General features: G+C 60.7%; 19 protein-coding genes. 15 read left to right on the top strand and 4 right to left on the bottom strand.

Annotated elements, in window-relative coordinates:
• Positions 1–308: 308 nt before the first annotated feature.
• Positions 309–1,334 (bottom strand): NUDIX hydrolase, encoded by a 1,026-nt coding sequence (locus tag HMPREF3098_RS10480; RefSeq protein ID WP_070435097.1) that lies wholly within the window; start codon positions 1,332–1,334, stop codon positions 309–311.
• 78 nt (positions 1,335–1,412) lie between these two features.
• On the opposite strand from HMPREF3098_RS10480, the gene HMPREF3098_RS10475 reads away from it, so the two are divergent.
• Both HMPREF3098_RS10475 and HMPREF3098_RS10470 read left to right on the top strand, forming a co-directional pair.
• Positions 1,413–2,411, top strand: a complete 999-nt coding sequence (locus HMPREF3098_RS10475) for an NAD(P)H-dependent glycerol-3-phosphate dehydrogenase (RefSeq protein WP_070435096.1) — start codon at positions 1,413–1,415, stop codon at positions 2,409–2,411.
• Between the two features lie 27 nt (positions 2,412–2,438).
• On the top strand, positions 2,439–3,578 hold the full coding sequence (locus HMPREF3098_RS10470; protein WP_070435095.1) for a D-alanine--D-alanine ligase family protein: 1,140 nt from the start codon (positions 2,439–2,441) through the stop codon (positions 3,576–3,578).
• Between the two features lie 146 nt (positions 3,579–3,724).
• On the opposite strand, the gene HMPREF3098_RS10465 is transcribed toward HMPREF3098_RS10470, so the two are convergent.
• The gene (locus HMPREF3098_RS10465; RefSeq protein ID WP_070435094.1) at positions 3,725–4,738 is read right to left on the bottom strand and encodes a DUF3515 domain-containing protein; all 1,014 of its coding nucleotides are present in this window, start codon (positions 4,736–4,738) and stop codon (positions 3,725–3,727) included.
• 75 nt (positions 4,739–4,813) lie between these two features.
• Between HMPREF3098_RS10465 and HMPREF3098_RS10460 the strand changes: the two genes are divergently transcribed.
• The 11 genes from HMPREF3098_RS10460 to mutM all read left to right on the top strand — a co-directional run bounded on the left by HMPREF3098_RS10460 (position 4,814) and on the right by mutM (position 14,635).
• Positions 4,814–5,821: a thiamine-phosphate kinase gene (locus tag HMPREF3098_RS10460; protein WP_070435093.1), complete on the top strand. Its 1,008-nt coding sequence runs from the start codon at positions 4,814–4,816 to the stop codon at positions 5,819–5,821.
• Positions 5,818–6,531, top strand: a complete 714-nt coding sequence (locus tag HMPREF3098_RS10455) for a uracil-DNA glycosylase (protein WP_070435092.1) — start codon at positions 5,818–5,820, stop codon at positions 6,529–6,531. Before HMPREF3098_RS10460 ends, HMPREF3098_RS10455 begins: the two co-directional genes overlap by 4 nt.
• A gap of 3 nt (positions 6,532–6,534) precedes the next feature.
• Positions 6,535–8,052, top strand: a complete 1,518-nt coding sequence (locus tag HMPREF3098_RS10450) for a DAK2 domain-containing protein (RefSeq protein ID WP_070435091.1) — start codon at positions 6,535–6,537, stop codon at positions 8,050–8,052.
• A complete protein-coding gene (locus HMPREF3098_RS10445; protein ID WP_070435090.1) occupies positions 8,053–10,257 on the top strand; it encodes an ATP-dependent DNA helicase RecG in 2,205 nt (734 codons plus the stop codon).
• 24 nt (positions 10,258–10,281) lie between these two features.
• Positions 10,282–10,509: an acyl-CoA carboxylase biotin carboxyl carrier protein subunit gene (locus HMPREF3098_RS10440; RefSeq protein WP_070435089.1), complete on the top strand. Its 228-nt coding sequence runs from the start codon at positions 10,282–10,284 to the stop codon at positions 10,507–10,509.
• A complete protein-coding gene (gene rsmD / locus HMPREF3098_RS10435) occupies positions 10,506–11,078 on the top strand; it encodes a 16S rRNA (guanine(966)-N(2))-methyltransferase RsmD (RefSeq protein WP_035115022.1) in 573 nt (190 codons plus the stop codon). Before HMPREF3098_RS10440 ends, rsmD begins: the two co-directional genes overlap by 4 nt.
• Positions 11,079–11,088: 10 nt before the next feature.
• The gene (gene coaD / locus HMPREF3098_RS10430) at positions 11,089–11,571 is read left to right on the top strand and encodes a pantetheine-phosphate adenylyltransferase (protein WP_070435088.1); all 483 of its coding nucleotides are present in this window, start codon (positions 11,089–11,091) and stop codon (positions 11,569–11,571) included.
• A 75-nt stretch (positions 11,572–11,646) separates the two neighbouring features.
• Entirely contained in the window at positions 11,647–12,369 is a 723-nt protein-coding gene (locus HMPREF3098_RS10425) for a DivIVA domain-containing protein (protein WP_035115080.1), read from the top strand.
• A gap of 4 nt (positions 12,370–12,373) precedes the next feature.
• On the top strand, positions 12,374–12,913 hold the full coding sequence (locus HMPREF3098_RS10420; protein ID WP_070435087.1) for a YceD family protein: 540 nt from the start codon (positions 12,374–12,376) through the stop codon (positions 12,911–12,913).
• On the top strand, positions 12,913–13,707 hold the full coding sequence (rnc, locus tag HMPREF3098_RS10415; protein WP_035115028.1) for a ribonuclease III: 795 nt from the start codon (positions 12,913–12,915) through the stop codon (positions 13,705–13,707). Before HMPREF3098_RS10420 ends, rnc begins: the two co-directional genes overlap by 1 nt.
• A gap of 31 nt (positions 13,708–13,738) precedes the next feature.
• Entirely contained in the window at positions 13,739–14,635 is an 897-nt protein-coding gene (gene mutM / locus HMPREF3098_RS10410; protein ID WP_070435086.1) for a bifunctional DNA-formamidopyrimidine glycosylase/DNA-(apurinic or apyrimidinic site) lyase, read from the top strand.
• 51 nt (positions 14,636–14,686) lie between these two features.
• Here mutM and HMPREF3098_RS10405 read toward each other — a convergent pair whose 3' ends face one another.
• Positions 14,687–15,109 carry an arsenate-mycothiol transferase ArsC gene (locus tag HMPREF3098_RS10405; RefSeq protein WP_070435085.1) on the bottom strand — a complete coding sequence of 141 codons (423 nt, stop codon included), beginning with the start codon at positions 15,107–15,109 and terminating at the stop codon, positions 14,687–14,689.
• An 8-nt stretch (positions 15,110–15,117) separates the two neighbouring features.
• The gene (gene arsB, locus HMPREF3098_RS10400) at positions 15,118–16,170 is read right to left on the bottom strand and encodes an ACR3 family arsenite efflux transporter (RefSeq protein ID WP_035115034.1); all 1,053 of its coding nucleotides are present in this window, start codon (positions 16,168–16,170) and stop codon (positions 15,118–15,120) included.
• A gap of 51 nt (positions 16,171–16,221) precedes the next feature.
• On the opposite strand from arsB, the gene HMPREF3098_RS10395 reads away from it, so the two are divergent.
• Complete coding sequence (locus tag HMPREF3098_RS10395) at positions 16,222–17,247, top strand: NAD(P)-binding domain-containing protein (protein WP_070435084.1); 1,026 nt, start codon at positions 16,222–16,224, stop codon at positions 17,245–17,247.
• Positions 17,248–17,307: 60 nt separating this feature from the next.
• Entirely contained in the window at positions 17,308–18,774 is a 1,467-nt protein-coding gene (locus HMPREF3098_RS10390) for an alanine/glycine:cation symporter family protein (RefSeq protein WP_070435083.1), read from the top strand.
• Positions 18,775–18,776 lie beyond the last annotated feature (2 nt).

Raw genomic sequence — 18,776 nt, 5'->3', positions numbered from 1 at the left:
CAGCAGAACTCTGACAAAATGGCGCGTTTTTGTTCGACTTCTGCTGCACATTTGTATTTTGTTTGGAGGGTGTCGGCGCCGGGGTGCTCGGGGGGGCTACTGGCAGGCATAGATTCTTCGCCACCATTGCCGCGGCCCCGTCTGGGCGCTGGGGCGCAGCTTGTCAGGTCACCTCGGCCCACCTCAGCGGCCTTAAGCTTGGCGTGGCCCAGCTTTATGCCGCGTACGCTGGCGTAGTTCCTGCGCAGCTTGTCAGGTCACCTCGGCGCCCCTCTCGGCGCGGCCCATGGCACCGGCGACGCTTTTGGTTACTTCACCGGTAGCGGGCTCGCCAAGTAGTCAATACCCAGCAGCTTGTCATCGCGGAAGTGTAAAACCCATGCGGAGGACTTCTTCACACGCATGTCGTCGATTTCGATATCAGCTTCCGCAGCAAGTCGCGCCAGCACGCCCGGGATGACCGCGCCCTGACCACAGATCACCTTCACGGGGGCCTCTCCGCCGTTGTCGCTGACTCCGTCGCGGTCGAAGGCTACCCGGCGGAACGCGTTCATGGCGACATCTTCGCCCTGCTCCCAACCGTGGTCGCCCAGCTCGGCGTCGACCTGAATTTGTAGCGTGAGGTCCTGCGACAGGGGAGTAAGGGTATCTACACAGCGCTCTGGGGCGGCCGAGAACAACACTTCGGGTCGGTATCCCGAAAGTTGCGTGATGAGCATCTCCGACTGTCTGCGCCCCTTCTTCGCCAATGGGCGCAGATCATCGTTACCTGCCCACCCTTCGCGCGCGTGCGCCTTAGCGTGGCGAACGTACAGAACACGGCGGTTCACGCCCAGGTTCACCATTGCCTCGCCAGCGGCGACCACGTCCAAGTCGATCTCGTAGCTGAGCAGGCCTTTGGCCTCTTCAAACGTCACCCAGCGCAGCTCATCGGACTCTTCGTTGGGCTCGAAGTTCTCCTCGAGGGATTCTGCCGTCCAGTAGTAGACCACCTTCGTGCGACTTCCCACGGGGTAGTGCACGTATCCCAGCAACCAGCCCAGCCGGGCGGTGATGCCGGTTTCCTCGCTGATCTCGCGAATGGCCGTACCAGCCAGGTTCTCCCCGGGATCGACCTTGCCTTTGGGCAAGGACCAGTCATCGTAGCGGGGGCGGTGGATGACCGCGATACGGATGCCGTCATTACTTCGACGCCACACCATCGCGCCCGCGGCGAAAGTTGGGCGTGCGAATTCCTCAGCAGGGCGGGAGCCGATGCGGCAGATGTGCCCTTCGCCGTGGTGGCTCATAGCCAGCGACGTAGAGAGGTCACCAGTTCCGGTGTGGGAGATCACGAGTTGAAGCTGCCTTCCGATAAGGTTCTCAATAAACAAAGCACATCGTATAACGAACGTTGAGGGGTTGTGTAGCGCATGGTGCGGGTAGCAGTAATGGGCGCGGGTTCCTGGGGAACCACCGTCGCGAAAGTTTTTGCAGATGCCGGCAACGAAGTGCGTTTGTGGGCCAGGCGAGCTGAGGTAGCAGAGGAGATCAATGCCAAGCGCACAAACTCCGCCTACCTTGGCGATATCGAATTGCCTCAGGCACTGACGGCCACCCCCGATCCGGAAGCTGCGATTGATAGCGCAGAAATCGTGGTGCTGGGTGTGCCTTCCCAGACGCTGCGCGATAACCTCACCCAGTGGAAGGGATTCATCGGTAGTGACGCGGCCGTGGTGAGCCTGGCTAAGGGCATCGAGCATTCCACCGGCATGCGCATGAGCCAGGTTATTAGCGAGGTTGCAGGCATTGAATCAGATCGGGTGGCCGTGCTGACCGGCCCGAACCTCGCTAAGGAAGTCGCGCTGGGCCAGCCTGCAGCCACCGTGGTGGCCTGCGAGGACATGTCCCGCGCGCAGTTGATCCAAGCGGCGGCGGCTGCCCCATACTTCCGTCCGTACACCAATACTGATGTGGTGGGTTGCGAAGTGGCGGGCACATCCAAGAACGTGATCGCACTCGCGGCTGGCATTGCCCACGGAATGGGATTCGGTGATAATACCGCTGCCACGGTCATCACACGCGGGTTGGCAGAAAGCACTCGCCTGGCCCTTTCCCTTGGAGCCGATGCCCGCACCATGGCCGGTTTGGCGGGGATGGGGGATCTGGTGGCCACGTGTACCTCCCCGCTTTCGCGCAATCGTCGCTTTGGGGTGCGTCTAGGTGAGGGCGCCACTCCGGAACAAGCTGCGAAGGCGAACAAGGGGCAAGTCGCAGAGGGAGTGGTTTCTTGCCAGTCCATCGCTGAGCTGGCCGAAAAGAATGGGGTAGAGGTTCCCATCGCCGATGCGATGGTGGACGTTTGCCACCGAGGCGCACCTGTGGAAGAGATGTTGCAGCGTCTGTTGGGCCGCAGCCGTAAGTCGGAATGACTCGCCCAAGCGCTACACTGTGAAGCGATGAATACACCTGCAGCTGACTACGATTCTTCCTCCTCGAACCGCGCCCAGAACCGCGTTGAACACCGCGCCCGGGTCGCCGTCCTCTACGGCGGACAGTCCACCGAGCACTCTGTTTCCTGTATCTCCGCAGGCGCGATCATGGACCACTTGGATTCCACGCGCTACGAGGTCATTCCGGTGGGCATTACCCTGCAAGGGGCGTGGGTTCCCGGTGCGACGGACACCACCGAGCTGCGCGCCAACGGTCGTGAAATGCCCACGGTTCGCGATCGCGGGGACCACGTCCAACTGGTCCTGGGCGCCCAGCGAGGGGAGTTGCGCTACATTTCGGGCGAACGCGCCGGTGAAACTTACGCCACCATTGACGTGATCTTCCCTGTTCTGCACGGTCAAAACGGCGAGGACGGCACTATCCAGGGGCTATTCGAGCTGGCGGGCGTTCCGTATGTAGGCAATGGCGTGCTGGCATCGGCTGCGGGTATGGACAAGGAATACACCAAGCGCTTGGCCTCCCAGGCCGGTGTGCCGTGTGGCGAGGAGCTCATCCTTACTGAAAACCGCGAACTCACTGCTGACGAACAGCAGCGCCTGGGCTTGCCCGTCTTCGTCAAGCCCGCCCGCGGTGGCTCCTCCATCGGCATTTCCAAGGTCGACGAGTGGGAGGACTTCGCCCAGGCGGTGGAGATCGCCTTTGACCACGACGGCAAGGTGATCGTGGAATCCATGATTCACGGCCGAGAGGTGGAATGTGGCGTGCTCCAGTACCCCGAGGGTTCCGTAGTTGCTTCTGCCCCCGCGATGTTGGAGGGCACTGAGGACGGCAACGAGGGCTTTTATGGTTTCGACGCCAAGTACGTCGATAACAACGTCACCCCTAGCATTCCCGCCCCCATCGGCGAGGAAGCCACCGCGGAGGTCCGTCGCTTGGCCGTCCGTACCTTTGAGGCTCTGAACTGTGAGGGCCTAGCTCGCGTGGACTTCTTTGTCACTGACAGCGGACAGGTCATCCTCAATGAGATCAACACCCTGCCGGGATTCACCCCGATCTCGATGTACCCTCAGATGTTCATCGCGGGTGGGATGGAATACTCCCAACTATTGGATATTCTCATCGCCCGTGCGCTGGTGAACGACTAGCTCCGCAATGCTGGCGCACGACTAGCACCCCATCGCTGGTGAACGATTAACTCCCCAACGCTGGCGCACGACGAACTCCCCAACGCTGGCGAACGACAAGCACCCCAACGCTGGTGAACGACTAACTCCGCAATGCTGGCGCACGACTAGTTTTCAGTTTTCTTCATCGTCGCGGTCATGGCCTTGCTGACTTCGGTGATCACCGCATTATCCTGCTGGGCACCTGGCATGGAGATCCCCACGATCTCCTCGCGACCCAAGCCAAACCAATTTCCGCTGGTGGAGCCTTGGGCTAGGCCGGGCTCTGCGAACCACGGCACGTCATTGACGGAGCTCAGGCGTTCACCGGCTTTGTACCCCTTCGGCATATCCAAGCCGCAGCGCACGACGATTGGTTCGCGACGATCCGCGCGGAACGTTGCCGAGTGCTCCGGAGCCTTGGATGCCACCGGATCATCCCCGCCCACGCGGGTGTAATCACCGAGTTTGCCCGGCAGGGCATCGAGAAACGTGGCGCAGACCTTCGCGTTGACCGTGGCCGCGGGCTTTTGTGTCGACAAGGGGTAAGGCTTGCGCGCGGGTGCCGTAGCGGCGTCGGCATACGAAGAAACAACGGACCCAAAGTCATCCAGCGCCCCGGAAAAATCTGCTTCCGAGGTCACGGCAATCACTGGGCCTGCGCCCACCGTGTAATACGTGCGCAGGTTGGATCCGGGGGTGGCATCCGTGATGGGCAACCACTGCGTGCCGGCGTGCTGCTCGGTGAGGCTGGCCTGCGTGTACTGATCGGGCGCGTTCACACCACAACGAATGGTCAACTCCGTTCCCTGCTCGTTGCGGTAGGCCGCGGTTCCGGCAGGCGCGGGTGCGTGCACATCCACTATGCGGAAACCAGCGGTCCGCTGCGGCAAAGCTCCAGTAAGATCCCGGCACTGCGCGGAATCTGCCTGCGGGGCATCGACGGGACCCATGGTGACTGGGGAGTACGTGTTGCGATCATTGAGGACCTTCGCGCCGGCCAAGACTCCCGCAACGAAGATCACGCCCAACGCTAACGCCAGAAAGATGAAGAACCTCGGGGTAGTGTTGTCGGAGGTTGGATTAGTCGAGTTGTTAGCCGATGTGCCAGACGGTGAAGCGGTGGATGCCTGCGTGCTCATGAGAGTTCATTGTAGAAACCGTTACGGACACTGGCTAATCACGTTCCCACAGCAACTACCGAAGCAAAGGAAATGATGCGAGAGTCACTCACCGTCTCCCAAGCCGGGGAGGCCCGCACCATCGCGGCGATTCGCACAGCGGCACCCAGTTCGCTCAACGGCGACGATGCTGCGGTTTTGGAGGTTACTGCCCCGAATTCTCGTCACGTGTGCTCAACGGACATCCTGGTGCAAGGTCGTCATTTCGACTTTCAGTATTCATTGCCACGCGAGGTCGGCATCAAGGCGGTCACGCAGTCCTTCGCCGATATTCAGGCGATGGGGGCGCGCCCAACTGCGGTACTGCTGGCCATTGCCACCCCGGGCGACCTGCCGTTGCAGACGGTGGCGGACATCGCCCGCGGTATCCACGAGGCCGCCTCGCCCTGGGCCGCGGAGTTGGTGGGCGGCGACGTGGTGAAATCCAAGGACCTGGTTATTTCTCTCACCGCACTCGGGGAACTTGCCGGCCCGGCTCCCGCGCTGACGTTGGATGGTGCGGGTGTGGGCCACCAAGTGATCGCCTCCGGTCACATCGGCTATTCCGCGGCCGGGTTGGCGATCCTAGAGCACTTTGGATCCCGGCGCGCGATTCCCCACGATGATCCGATCCTGCAAGAACTGGTGCAATGGCACTGTGCACCGTGCTTGCCCGTCGCGCGCGGTTCGGTGGCGAGGGCAGCCGGGGCGGCCTCGATGACCGATAATTCCGATGGGCTGATCCGCGACCTAGGGCTGATTGCGGACCGTTCTGCGGTGTGCTTGGACATCGAATCCGCCGCTATCGCACCTGATCACAAGCTTCTGCACGCCGCTGAATGCGTGGGCGGGGACGCCTGGAAGTGGGTGCTGACCGGCGGGGAAGATCACACGTTGCTGGGCACCACCGATACCCGCGTGCCCTCCGGATTCAACGCGATCGGCCGCGTTCGCAGCCTCACCAGCAAGGTAGCTGTGGACGTTTTCGGCGAGTACACCGATGAACCGGCCGTTCTCGTAGATGGTGCCCGCCCGAAGTTCACTGAAGGCTGGCAGTCGCTGTGACGAATGCACCTGCTTCTTTTCACTCGACGCCCCGCGTGCACCCCGCCTGGGATCTGCCCGGGTTGGACGGAGCGCTCGCCAGGGCTTTTCAAGCAACTCCCGCTGAGCAGATTCTTCCCGCGCAAGAGAACATTTTGCGCGCCTTCGCAATGGATCCGCGGGATGTCCGGGTGCTGATCGTGGGACAGGATCCGTATCCCACGCCCGGGCACGCGGTCGGTTTGAGTTTCGCGGTGGATCCTCTGCACGTGGGTGGCAAGCTGCCGAAGTCCTTGGTCAATATCTTTAAGGAGTACGCTGAGGACCTCGGTCTGCCATACCCTACGAACTCCCATGCAGCCACGTTGCAGCCATGGGTGGATCAGGGCGTCTTGCTGCTCAACCGCGTGTTGACCGTGGCTGCTGGCCAGGCCCACAGTCACGCCCGTATGGGGTGGGAACAGGTTACGGAGGCCGCCGTTCGACAGGTCGCGCAAAACCAGCACTTCGCGGCGATTTTGTGGGGCAAACCCGCGCAACAACTGGCGCCGCTCATTGGGGAAGACCGGTGCGTGCAGTCGGCGCACCCGTCGCCACTTTCGGCCTACCGGGGTTTTTTCGGCTCCCGTCCATTTAGTAAGGTCAATGAGATTCTGATTGCCCAAGGAGGGCAGCCCGTCGATTGGGATCTTACCGACACGCGGGCACACACGACAAGGGACGAAAGGTAGTCAATGGCAGCTGATAATCGTCCTGACCACCTGAACGGTCGCCTGCTCGTGGACTGGGCCCACCGGGCGGCCCGCGGCTTGCAGGAAGCCCAGGCGGAAATCAACACCATTAACGTTTTTCCGATCCCGGATTCCGATACGGGGTCCAACATGGCCCACACGATGTCCAAGGCCGCCGAAGCTACCTCTTTTGTCGACGCCCACGATGTCAGCGCCGTCGCCAGCGCCCTGGCCTCTGGGGCCGTTCGCAACGCGCGCGGTAATTCGGGGCTCGTGATCAGCCAAGTCCTGCGCTCACTGTCCCAGATTGCTGCCACCGGACCGGTCGATGCCACTGCAGTGGCGAAAATGCTGCAGCAGTCCGCGGAGTACGTCCGCGAAGCAATCTCGGCCCCAGTGGAGGGCACGATTATCAGCGTGCTGGATGCTGCCGCCAAGGGCGCGCGGCGCGTTGTCGAGGAGGCCCCAACTGCGGAATTGCTTGACGTGGTGAGCGCAGTGGTGACATCCGCGGAAGAAGCGCTGGTCCGCACGCCGGAGCAGTTGCCGGTGTTGGCGGAAGCCGGGGTCGTGGATGCCGGCGGCCGTGGATTTGTGGTGATTGCCCAGGCTCTGTTGGACGTATTGGGCGGTAAGAACGAACACAGCTTGTTGGCTACGCTGCCACCGGCGCAGCCCGCTCGCAACGCGGTGTCTCACGCTGCCGTTCACAACCCATCTCCCCATGTCGCTGTCGCTTCCGAGCTGGAAGTCATGTTCTTCTTCGAGTCCACCGAATCCGATCCCGAAGCCACAGAACTCCGCGCATTCCTCGATACCCACGGCAATAGCGTTATCATCGGAGCCCTCGATGAGCGCAGCATGACCGTGCACGTGCATTCACAACAGGCGGGGGCGATTATCGAAAAGGCTTATGCGCTGGGAACCGTTAGTGACTTGCGCATTGAGGCCCTACCCGCCGAGGCGCCAGCCCCGTCAGGTGGTGAATCCACGTCGTCAGCACCCATCATCGCCCTGACCCCTCCGGGCGGAGCCGCCGCTATGTTTGAGGCTGCGGGCGCGGTGAGTTTGGCGTCGAGTAACAAAGAAGCAGTGAAAAAAGCCCTGCAGAAAGTCGGCCGCGAACCTGTCATAGTGTTGGCTAACGGCCGCGATACGACGGCGTTGATGACCAGCGGTACCGAAATCGACGTGATCAATACCGAAGCCCTCGTGGGCGGGCTGGCTGCGCTGGCAGTCTTCGATCCCAGCGCGGATTGGGACGATTGCGTGGAGGAAATGGTGGACGCGGTCTCCGTGCAACGGTGGCTCAGCTGTGTGGCGGCTAACGCGGAAGAAAACATCGCCGATCTGCTGCACGAGGGCGGGGAACTGGTCACCGTTTTGTACAGCGGGCCGGGTGTAACGGAGCAGTCGGCGCAGCAGATGATTGCGCGCCTACGGGAGCGTTTCCCCGATGTCGAGTTCGACTTGCACCAGGCCGACGACATGGGGCAGGACTTTCAGATCGGAGTGGAATAGATGCTGGGTTGGCTCGACGCGCGACCACTATCGCTAGCCATTACCCCTGATCGCGCGCGCAAACTCGCCGATAAACCCAAGCTAAAGACCCTCACAGATGCGGTGATGTTCTTCCCCAACCGCTATGTGCGCGCCAGCTTTCCCGATGCGCAAGACCTGATGTTCGAAGGGGAGATGTTCACGTGCATTGCCCGCGTGGAAAAGGTGGAGGAGCGCTCCAACACCTCTGGGCGCGGTGCGCGCAGGTACATGCGGGTGCAGATCGTCACAGGTAGTACCAGACTGTCGTTCGCAATGTTCGGCAACGTCCATCTGCACCGCACATGTTTGCAGCCGGGCAACGTTTTGATGTTCTACGGCAAATTGGCGCTGTTCCGGCAGCAGTGGGAGCTTAAGAACGTGTCTTACGTCAGTGTGTTCGTGAAAGACGAATCGCAGTTCGGCGCATTCGGCCCCTTGAAAACTGTCGTGGATATTGCTGGTAGTGACCGCAAGGCCATGGAGATCCTCAACCGGCCGTGGCTGCCGTTTTATCCTCGCCGCGTGGGGACGACCACCGCCGAGATGCTGGGAGTGATGGAACACGTGCTGTCCAGCATGGGGGATCCCACCGAGATGCTGCCCAGCCCCCGCGCCGGCCGCGATGCCCCCGCCTGGCCGGTGGACCAATATGGTGCGCCCCTGCTGGATTTCGCCACTGCCTTGCGCCAGATTCACCAGCCACCCGTTGAGGGGCCGGAGCCCGCGCGCGCTCGGCTGAAGTTCAACGAGGCCTTGGAGTTGCAGTTGGTTATGGCACTTCGGCGGGCCGACGCCACCCAGCGCAGTTCGATGCCGATGGCCCTGGGGGCTGAGGGTTCCCTGCGGCAGGCTGTGGTGGATAGCCTGCCTTTTGAGCTCAGCGAGGGCCAAATAGATGCCTCAGCAGAGATCTCCGCGGCGCTGGATTCCACCACGCCGGCCTCGCTGCTGCTGCAGGGCGAGGTCGGCTCGGGTAAGACGGTCGTTGCACTACTGGCGATGTTGCAGGCTATCGAAGCTGGGTATCAGTGCGCGTTTGTAGCACCAACGGAAGTGCTGGCTGTGCAGCATGCGCGCACGCTGGTGGAATTACTGGGGCGCAGCACCGCCGGCAGTGCCGTCGGGGTGACCGTGCTTACGGGATCGCAAAAGACAGCCGACCGCAAAGCCGCGCTGTTGGATGTGGTCAGTGGCCAGGCATCGATTGTCGTGGGCACACATGCCGTGATTCAGGAGACGGTGGAGTTTTTCAATCTAGGTCTGGTGATCGTCGATGAGCAGCACCGGTTCGGTGTGCGTCAGCGCGATAAGCTGCGCGATAACTCACCGGTGGATCGCACACCGCACATGATGGTGATGACCGCCACGCCCATCCCGCGCACTGTGGCGATGACGATGTTTGGTGACCTCACCCCGGTGCGTTTGCCCGGTTTGCCTAAACGGGCAGGGGGCACGGCGCGCCAGGGGGTGTCCACCACAGTTGTGGCGTTGGAGAAGCCCCACTGGGTGGCGCGAGTGTGGCAGCGCTGCCGGGAGGAGCTGGCTGCGGGGCGGCAGGCATTCATCGTCACACCGAGGATCGAGGGTTTCGGTGGGGTGTTGCAGACGGTCGAGTGGCTGTCGCAGACGGAATTGCACGACTACCGTGTGGGGGTGCTGCACGGCAAGATGCCCGCTGAAGAAAAAGACGAGGTGATGAGTGCTTTCGCTGCTGGTGAGATCGATGCCCTGGTCGCCACCACCATTGTGGAAGTGGGGGTGGATATCCCCAATGCGACGATGATGATCATCCTGGGTGCGGATGCCTTTGGTGTGAGCCAGCTGCATCAGTTGCGCGGGCGCGTGGGGCGTGGCGAACACGGAGGTGTGTGCTTGCTGCTGCCTTCGGATCAATCCCTACCACCGGCCACCATGGAGCGATTGCATGCGGTGGCCAGCACCACCGATGGATTCGAATTGGCGGAATTGGACTTAAAACAGCGCACCGAGGGTGATGTGCTGGGCGCGGATCAATCGGGCTCGCGGGTGCGTCGCTCCACCTTGTTGGACCTCACTGAAGACGAATTCCTCATCAACCAAGCACGCGAGTATGCCGAGGCCCTAGTGCGATACGATGAGCCGCTGGCGCGCGCCCTCGTGGTGGATATCGAAGTTGAAGAGCAGGACTACATTGAACGCCACTAGTGGCTGACGATTAAAGTGTGCCGTATGAACATCCATGCTCCCTTCGCCGGCATCGTGCGCTTCTTGGTGGCCGATGGCACGTCCGTGGCTACCGGGCAAGAGCTGGCCATTGTGGAGGCAGTGAAGCTCGAAGCTCCCGTGCTCGCCCCTGGGCCCGGGGTGGTGGTGCGAACCATTCACGAAGACTTCGTCGATGTCACCGGCGGGGACGTGTTGATGCAGCTAGAACCTATCCAGGAGGATCGTGCATGACCCGAATCATCGCAGGCACCGCTCGAGGCCGCCGCATTTCTGTTCCCAGTGAAGGCACCCGCCCCACCAGCGACCGTGCCCGCGAAGGGCTGTTCAGTTCCCTCGAGGCGCGCTTTGGTGTGGCAGACGAGGTTGTGCTGGATCTCTTCGCCGGTTCGGGCGCCCTGGGGTTGGAGGCCGCGTCCCGTGGAGCGGCGGAGGTCACCTTGGTGGATAACAATCCTCGCGCGGTCAAAACTATCCTCGATAACGCCAAGGTTGTACACGAACACCCCCGGATCCGTGTGGTTGAAGCCAAGGCGTCGGTCTTCGTGGCCGGCGCACAACGCAACCACTACACCATGGTGCTGGCGGACCCGCCATATGATCTTTCGGATGACGCCGTCGCGCACATGGTCGAAGCATTCATTCCGCTGCTGACCCAGGATGCCGTTGTGGTTGTAGAGCGCCACAGCGATTCGGCGGAAACCGCATGGCCGGCTGGATTTGAAACGACGGGGCAGAAGTTAAAGAAGCGCACCTTTGGCATCGCTCGGTTTGATATGGCGATCTGGCGAGGTCGCGATTAGGTTGGATGCCATGCGAGCAGTTTGCCCAGGTTCTTTTGATCCGATCACTCTAGGCCATTTGGATATCTTCACGCGTGCCGCCGCCCAATGGGACGAGGTGACAGTGTTGGTCACGTACAACCCCAATAAGAAGGGGTTATTCACGGCGGAGGAGCGCGTGGAGTTGATCGAGCGGTCTATTGCCGATCTTCCCGATGCACCTCAGAACATCACGGTGGATGTGTGGGATAAGTTGCTGGTGGACTACTTGAATGCACACGGTATCAAGGCGATGGTTAAGGGGTTGCGTAGTTCGCTGGATTACGAATACGAATTGCCCATGGCGCAGATGAACCACCGCTTGTCTGGGGCGGATACGTTCTTCCTGTTGACGAAACCGGAGTACGGCTACATTTCTTCCACGTTGTGCAAGGAAGTCGCGAAGTACGGTGGCGATATTTCTGGTTTGTTGCCTGCCACGGTGGTAGACGCGGTTCGGGCCAAGTACGCGTAGACTTCGGCCAAATTCTGACCTGTTTCTGGTGTGTCACGATGCAACGGGTGTGACTAGTGGTGCATGATGGACACCATGTACAAAACTTTCCAGGGTATGGACGACCTCCAGCAGATGGTGGAGCAGGCCTATGGTGTGCCCATGACCTCCAACTGCATGGTGCCGCGACGCGAGGTGCTGGACATCCTCGATGAGATGCGCAACGCAATCCCCATCGAACTCGACGATGCCCAGGACGTACTAGACCACCGTGATGACATCATCGGCGAGGCGCAGGATCGCGCCGACAATACCATCAGCGAGGCGGAGGCAGACCGCGATGCCATCTTGGCTGATGCGCGCGCTCGCGCCGATGAAATGCTGCGTGATGCCGAAGATCGCGCTAACACCACGGTAGCCCAGGCCGAGGATCAAGCGGACCGCCTTGTCACGGATGCCCGGCGAGAATATGAGCAGACGACGTCCCGCGCTGCTGCGGAAGCCGATCGATTGGTGGCAGAAGGCAACGCCTCCTACCAGCGCTCGGTGGATGAAGGCATCGCCGAGCAGCAGCGCCTCGTCAGCGATTCCGAGGTTGTGCGTAGCGCGGAAGCCGAGGCGAAGCGCATCGTGGAGTCCGCCCATGCGGATTCCGATCGTCTGCGCACCGAGTGCGACCGTTACGTGGACTCCACCCTGGCCACGTTCGAAGAATCGCTATCCAACACTCTGCGCACCGTGGGGCGGGACCGCGCCGCCCTGCGCAAGGGCGCTGGCGCAGCCGGTTACCGTTCTGACCGTGATGCGGGTAGAAATTGAGGGTATGAGCAACCCTTTCATCCTTGATGTACAGGACATCCCCACCGGGCTGACCGAGCCCGTCGATACTTCCGGCCCATCGCCCGTGCGCTGGGGTGGCAACATGCTTGCCGTGGAAGAAGGGCAGCCAGTGGAAGTCCACGGCACCCTGTCCAACTTGGGCGAAGCCGTTATGGTGCGTGCCACCGTGACGGGTGAAGCGCGCGGCAAATGTGGTCGCTGCCTGCAGGAGATCAACATTGAATTCAATTACGACATCAGTGAAGTTTTCGGATTCTCTCCGGAATTCATCCGGGGAGATGCAGTCGATGACGAAGAAGACGAGCCGATGCTGGTGGAAGATAACAGCGTAGATATCACCCAGTTGGTATTGGACGAGGCGGGCCTGAACGTCCCGTTTAACCCCACCTGCGAGTTCTATGACCTCGACTGCAACGAGGAAACGCCAGAACCCGATGGTGTTGTAGAGGAACTGGAGCAGGAGGAGAAGCCGGACCCCCGCTGGGCCGGATTGGAAAAATTCAAGTTGGGGGAGGGTAATTAGTGGCTCGTAAACGTCGCCTCACAGGAGAGGCAGCCCTCAATGCGGCTTACACGAAAACCGATCACACCCCGCTGCGGAAAGCGTGGGGCGTCGATATAAGTGACGACTACCTGCGCCTAGCCTTAACCCACCGCAGTTTCGCCAACGAGAACGACAACCTGCCGAACAACGAGCGCCTAGAGTTTTTGGGCGATGCCGTGCTGGGGTTGGCGGTGGCCGAGCAGTTATACCGGCAGTTTCCGGATCGTACTGAATCGGAAATCTCTAAAATGCGTGCGGGTGTGGTCAACATGTACGCTCTCGCGGACGTGGCCCGCGAATTGGGTGTGGGGCCAAACGTGCTGCTGGGGCGCGGTGAGATGCGAACGGGTGGCGATGACAAACACTCGATTCTCTCCGATACGGTAGAGGCCATTCTGGGGGCCATCTACTTGGAACACGGTTTCCAAACCGCCCGCGAGACCGTCTTACGCATCTTCGAGCAGCGTATCACGGCGGCTCCAACGGTCGGCCTGACCATGGACTGGAAGACTGTCTTGGTGGAGAAGCTTTCGGATCTCGGCCTGGGTGACCCGGTGTACGCATCGCGCGGTGAGGGGCCGGAGCACAACCAGACCTTCCACGCGCGACTGGTGGTCACGTCCAAACGGCTGCAGGCCGAGGCCGATACCGTCACACCGGAATCCGTTCCCAGCGAACTGGTGTACTTGCGCACGACGGGCGAGGGACACACGAAAAAGGAGGCCGAGCACGCTGCTGCGAAGGCCGCGGTCGCCCAGCTCAACAAGCGCTAGCGCCCGTTGATTCGCTAAACTGCTGATCCCTATGCCGGAATTACCCGAAGTAGAAGTAGTCCGCCGCGGCCTAGAATCCCATCTCCTAGGCCGTCGCTTCGCCACCGTCGAGGTACGCCACCCCCGGGCTGTACGCGGGTTTGACCCCGCCACTTTTTCTTTTTTACTTGACGCCACGCGCATCCGCGATATCGCCCGCCGCGGAAAATACTTATGGATGGTGCTGGAATCCGAAGGTGACGTGCCCGATAGGGCACTGTTCGTGCACCTAGGCATGAGTGGCCAGATGCTGGTGAACCGGGAGAACGCACCGGTAGCCAAGCATGAGAGAATTCGCGCGACTTTCGTGGATGGCACCGTGCTGTCTTTCGTGGATCAACGAACCTTTGGCCGCTGGGCGGTGATGGACTTGGTGCCTGATCCGCACGGTACAGCGAGTGCAGGCACAGCAAGAGCAGGTCTACCAAAGGTGCTTAAGATTCCCGCGGCTGTTGCCCACATTGCGATGGATCCCTTGGAACCTGGGTTTGACCTCGAGGCAGCCGTCGCACGGATTAAGTCCAAGAATTCTGAGATCAAGCGGGTGTTGTTGGATCAGACCGTGATTGCGGGCATTGGCAATATCTATGCGGACGAAGCCCTGTTCGCCGCCGGGGTGCGACCACGTCGGCGCGCTAGTAGCCTGAGCCGTCCCACCATCCGGCGGATCGTGGAACAAGCCAGGGCCGTGATGGTGCGCGCGTTGGCTGAAGGTGGCACCAGCTTTGATTCGCTGTATGTGAATGTGAACGGAAGCTCGGGGTATTTCGCGCGTTCGCTGCAGGTCTACGGGAGGGCAGGACAACTCTGCCGCGTGTGCGGCACGCCTATCAAGCGCATTCAGTTTGCTGGGCGATCGTCGCACTATTGCCCGGTGTGCCAGAAGTAACCCCGGGATCCAGCGCCAAGCGCGCCCAGTTTCAGGAGCCTTTCCGGCAGGTTATGACTGCTCTTCCAGCAGTTCTTCCAGCAGGTTTTGCACGCGGGAATCTATATCATCACGAACCAAACGCATGCGCTCCATCCCCTCGATACCGCGAGACGAAGGCTCGTCGGTGACCCAGCGCTCTAGCGTTCCTCGGGCTCCTTCGGGCAATTCCAGCTGGGCATCCTTGCCCAAGATGATGACACGGTCTACGCGCGCGAGGAGATCGGGATCCACTCCCTTTGGGGTGCCGTCGGACATGTCCGCACCCGTTTCCTTGAGCGCAGCCACGGATTCGCTGTTCAGTTTCGTTCCGGGATGGGTGCCAGCAGAGTGGATTTCTATTTCTCCGGTTGCGCGGAAGCGAGTGAGTGCCTCGGCCATTTGAGACTTCCCGCCGTTGGACTTGCATACAAATAGTACGGAAGGGGTAGACATAAGTGTCCTTAATTGCTGTGAGTCGGGGAGGAGGGGGCGTCGGAACTAAAAAGGCGCGGCCGCAACCACAGGGCAACGTAAACCAATGCGACCAACACCGGCACCTCAATGAGGGGACCAATCGTACCTGCGAGTGCCTGTCCCGAGGTTACGCCAAAGGTGCCAATGGCCACCGCGATGGCCAACTCAAAATTATTGCCCGCGGCAGTGAAGGCGACTGACGACGACCTTTCGTAATCTAAACCGGCAGCCCGGGAGGCAAAGATACCGACGAAGAACATCACCACGAAGTACCCCAACAGTGGTAGGGCCAACCGAGCGACGGTGCCGGGGCGGGAGGTGATGTGCTCGCCTTGCAGGGCGAACAGCAATACGATGGTGTATAGCAAGCCGATCAAAGCCAGCGGGGAAACCACAGGCAGGAAGGTGGATTCGTACCAATCGCGCCCGCGGGTGCGTTCTCCAATGATCCGCGACAGGGCGCCCGCGATCAAAGGGATGCCCAAGAACACGACCACTGAGGTGACGATGGCCCAGAAGGAGAAACCCGCTTTCGTGGTATCCAACCCCAGCCAACCGGGCAGAACCTGCAGGTAAAACCAGCCCAACACGCCGAACATGAGAACTTGGAACACGGAGTTAATGGCCACGAGGACGGCCGTGGTCTCTCGGTTGGCGCATGCCAGATCGGACCACACGAGCACCATGGCGATGCAGCGGGCGAGGCCCACGATAATGAGTCCGGTGCGCAGCTCGGGCTCATCGGGCAGGAAGATCCATGCCAAAGCGAACATGAGGGCCGGACCTACCAGCCAGTTCAAAACAAGTGAGACCGCCATGAGGCGCTTGTCGGCCACGATCCCACGGACCTTGTCATAACGCACCTTGGCCAGTGGCGGGTACATCATCACCAACAAACCAATGGCAATGGGGATCGATATACTGCCCACCTCCATGGAACTCAACCATTCGCTCAACCCCGGAACGGCTCGCCCCAGCAACAATCCCGCTGCCATGGCCAAACCGATCCACAGGGGCAAGAAACGATCGAGGAAAGACACGGTAAGAAAATCCCTTTCATCATTGTGTGGAATCGGCTTAAGGTTACGCGTATGGAATCGACGCCCCACATTTACCCCGCCCTCGTTATCGGTGGGGGCCAGTCAGGATTGGCGACGGCTTACTATCTGCGGCGCTTCGGGATTGAATACTTAATCCTCGATGACCAAGATAAGCCCGGCGGTGCGTGGCTGCATGTGTGGCCGACGATGACGTTGTTCTCTAATGCGGCTTCTTCCAACTTGCCGGGGAAACCGATGCCGGGGTATCCGGGGTTTCCGCCGGCGAGTCACGTTATCGATTATCTTGCGGAATACGAACAGCGCTACGGATTGAACGTGGAGCGAAGCGTGACAGTCACCGATGTCGAGTTCCTCCCCGCTGGCACACTGGCCGAAACTTCGGACCGGCCCACCTATGTCGTCACCGCCTCCGACGGACGGCGCTGGTATGCACACAACATCGTGGCTGCCACGGGCACATGGTCGCAGCCTTTCATTCCCACGTTACCGGGCAGCTATGCGGGGCAGCAGTGGCATTCGGCGAACTATCCCGGCCCTGTACCTTTCCGGGGTGCGAGTGTGGCCGTGGTGGGGGCCGCGAATTCCGGCGCGCAGATTGCCGGGGATCTCGTCGCGGATCCCGACGTCGGGCCCGTCACGTGGTTCACGAGGCACGAACCTCGCTGGATGCCCGACGATGTGGACGGGCGCGTGTTGTTTCGCCGCAGCCGGGAGCGCCTCCTAGCGATCCAGCGCGGGGAACCCGATCCGGGGCCGGATTCCCAACTGGGGGACATTGTGGCTTTGCCGCACCTGCAGCGTTTGCGGGATGCGGGAGACCTCTACTCGACGCCCATGTTGAGCAGCCTCAATGAACTCTCAACCGATCACCTCATCTGGTGCACGGGGTTCCGGCCGGCGCTGCGCCCATTCCGGCACGTGCTGAGTGGGCGAGACCCATTGCATAAGGGTTTCTTTTTCGTGGGATACGGAAACTGGGTGGGACCGGGTGCGGCGACCATCACTGGGGTGGCACCGTTTGCACGACAAGCTGCGCAAGCCATTAAAAATGCGTAAATTTCGGCCATCCCGTAGAAAGCCTATGGAATAGGGCACTGGTGCTGTAAGTTTTTCCCCATGCAACAAATTGAAGACTTTGTCGTTAACGTCATTAACGACAACTACTGGATGGTCATTCCATGGCTGCTGCTGTTAGCGGGCGCCTACTTCGGTATTCGTACCCTGCTGGTGCAGATCCGTCTGTTGCCGGACATGTTCAAAATGGTGGGTGAAAAGCCCAAGAGCAAGTCCGGGGAGTCCATCTCTGCGTTCCAGGCCTTCACCATCTCCGCAGCCTCCCGCGTGGGTACCGGCAACATCGTCGGCGTGGCCATCGCCATCACGCTAGGTGGCCCCGGTGCGGTGTTCTGGATGTGGATGATCGCGCTGGTCGGTGGCGCCACGGCCTTCGTGGAATCCACCTTGGCGCAATTGTTCAAATCCCGCGACGGCAAAGGTGGCTACGTTGGTGGCCCGGCCTATTACATGACCCGAGGTATGAATGCTCGCTGGTTGGCTGTCATCTTCGGCGTGGCCATCACGATCACCTACGGTTTTGTCTACAACGCCGTGCAAACTAACTCTGTGGTGGATGCCATCAACACCTCCTTCGGCCTGGAATCGCTGACCGCAAAGGTCATCGTGGGCCTGTGTATGGCCGCCCTCACCGCCGTGGTGATCTTCGGCGGTGTGCACCGCATCGCTTCGGCCACCCAGGTGATAGTGCCCTTCATGGCTGTTGCGTACCTGCTGATCGGCATCTTCGTCGTCGCTATCAACATCACGGAAGTCCCAGGCATTATTTCCCTTATCGTGGGCCATGCGCTGGGATTCAAGGAGGTTGCCGGAGCAGCAATGGGCGCGGCTTTCATGAACGGTATGCGCCGTGGTTTGTTCTCCAACGAGGCTGGCCAAGGTTCCGCACCCAACGCAGCTGCGACCGCCGCGGTATCCCACCCCGTGAAGCAGGGTCTGGTCCAAACCTTGGGCGTATATTTTGACACTCTGATCGTTTGTACGATCACCGCGCTGATTATCCTGCTATCCAACCCTGCCTATGGCGAAGGAGTGCAGACCGCTAACCTCACCCAGCACGCATTGAGTTCCGAGGTTGGTGCGTGGGGCACCCACTTCATCACCTTCATTTTGTTCTTCTTGGCGTTTTCTTCCGTCTTGGGTAACTACTACCTCGCACAGGCCAACGTGCAGTACTTCACGCAGAGCAAGAGTGTGATGACCGTTTTCCGCGTGCTGGTTGTCCTATGTGTATTCGGTGGCGCCATCGGCACCGTTCCGCTGGTGTGGGCCCTGGCCGATACGTTTGCTGCGACCATGGTGGTGATCAACCTCATTGCGATCGTTCCGCTGGGTGGTTTGGCCTTCAAGCTGCTGGCCAACTACTCCGCGCAAAAGGCACACGGCTTGGATCCGATCTTCCACAGGGAAGACTTGCCGGGTGTGAAGAACATCGAGTGCTGGGATGGAGACGCGCCGGAGCTGCAGCGCACCGACCAGCACCGGCAAGCGGATACCGCCGTCAGCTAGGC

It is taken from the genome of Corynebacterium sp. HMSC28B08 (assembly GCF_001806865.1).
GTDB classification, from domain to species: Bacteria; Actinomycetota; Actinomycetes; order Mycobacteriales; family Mycobacteriaceae; genus Corynebacterium; species Corynebacterium auriscanis.
This window is presented reverse-complemented; position numbering and strand designations above follow the sequence as displayed.

Coding starts and splice junctions, on each gene's coding strand:
- HMPREF3098_RS10475 (WP_070435096.1), top strand. CDS start 1,413: ATGGTGCGGGTAGCAGTAATGGGCGCGGGTTCCTGGGGAACCACCGTC.
- HMPREF3098_RS10470 (WP_070435095.1), top strand. CDS start 2,439: ATGAATACACCTGCAGCTGACTACGATTCTTCCTCCTCGAACCGCGCC.
- HMPREF3098_RS10465 (WP_070435094.1), bottom strand. CDS start 4,738: ATGAGCACGCAGGCATCCACCGCTTCACCGTCTGGCACATCGGCTAAC.
- HMPREF3098_RS10460 (WP_070435093.1), top strand. CDS start 4,814: ATGCGAGAGTCACTCACCGTCTCCCAAGCCGGGGAGGCCCGCACCATC.
- HMPREF3098_RS10450 (WP_070435091.1), top strand. CDS start 6,535: ATGGCAGCTGATAATCGTCCTGACCACCTGAACGGTCGCCTGCTCGTG.
- HMPREF3098_RS10445 (WP_070435090.1), top strand. CDS start 8,053: ATGCTGGGTTGGCTCGACGCGCGACCACTATCGCTAGCCATTACCCCT.
- HMPREF3098_RS10440 (WP_070435089.1), top strand. CDS start 10,282: ATGAACATCCATGCTCCCTTCGCCGGCATCGTGCGCTTCTTGGTGGCC.
- rsmD (WP_035115022.1), top strand. CDS start 10,506: ATGACCCGAATCATCGCAGGCACCGCTCGAGGCCGCCGCATTTCTGTT.
- coaD (WP_070435088.1), top strand. CDS start 11,089: ATGCGAGCAGTTTGCCCAGGTTCTTTTGATCCGATCACTCTAGGCCAT.
- HMPREF3098_RS10425 (WP_035115080.1), top strand. CDS start 11,647: ATGTACAAAACTTTCCAGGGTATGGACGACCTCCAGCAGATGGTGGAG.
- HMPREF3098_RS10420 (WP_070435087.1), top strand. CDS start 12,374: ATGAGCAACCCTTTCATCCTTGATGTACAGGACATCCCCACCGGGCTG.
- mutM (WP_070435086.1), top strand. CDS start 13,739: ATGCCGGAATTACCCGAAGTAGAAGTAGTCCGCCGCGGCCTAGAATCC.
- HMPREF3098_RS10405 (WP_070435085.1), bottom strand. CDS start 15,109: ATGTCTACCCCTTCCGTACTATTTGTATGCAAGTCCAACGGCGGGAAG.
- HMPREF3098_RS10395 (WP_070435084.1), top strand. CDS start 16,222: ATGGAATCGACGCCCCACATTTACCCCGCCCTCGTTATCGGTGGGGGC.
- HMPREF3098_RS10390 (WP_070435083.1), top strand. CDS start 17,308: ATGCAACAAATTGAAGACTTTGTCGTTAACGTCATTAACGACAACTAC.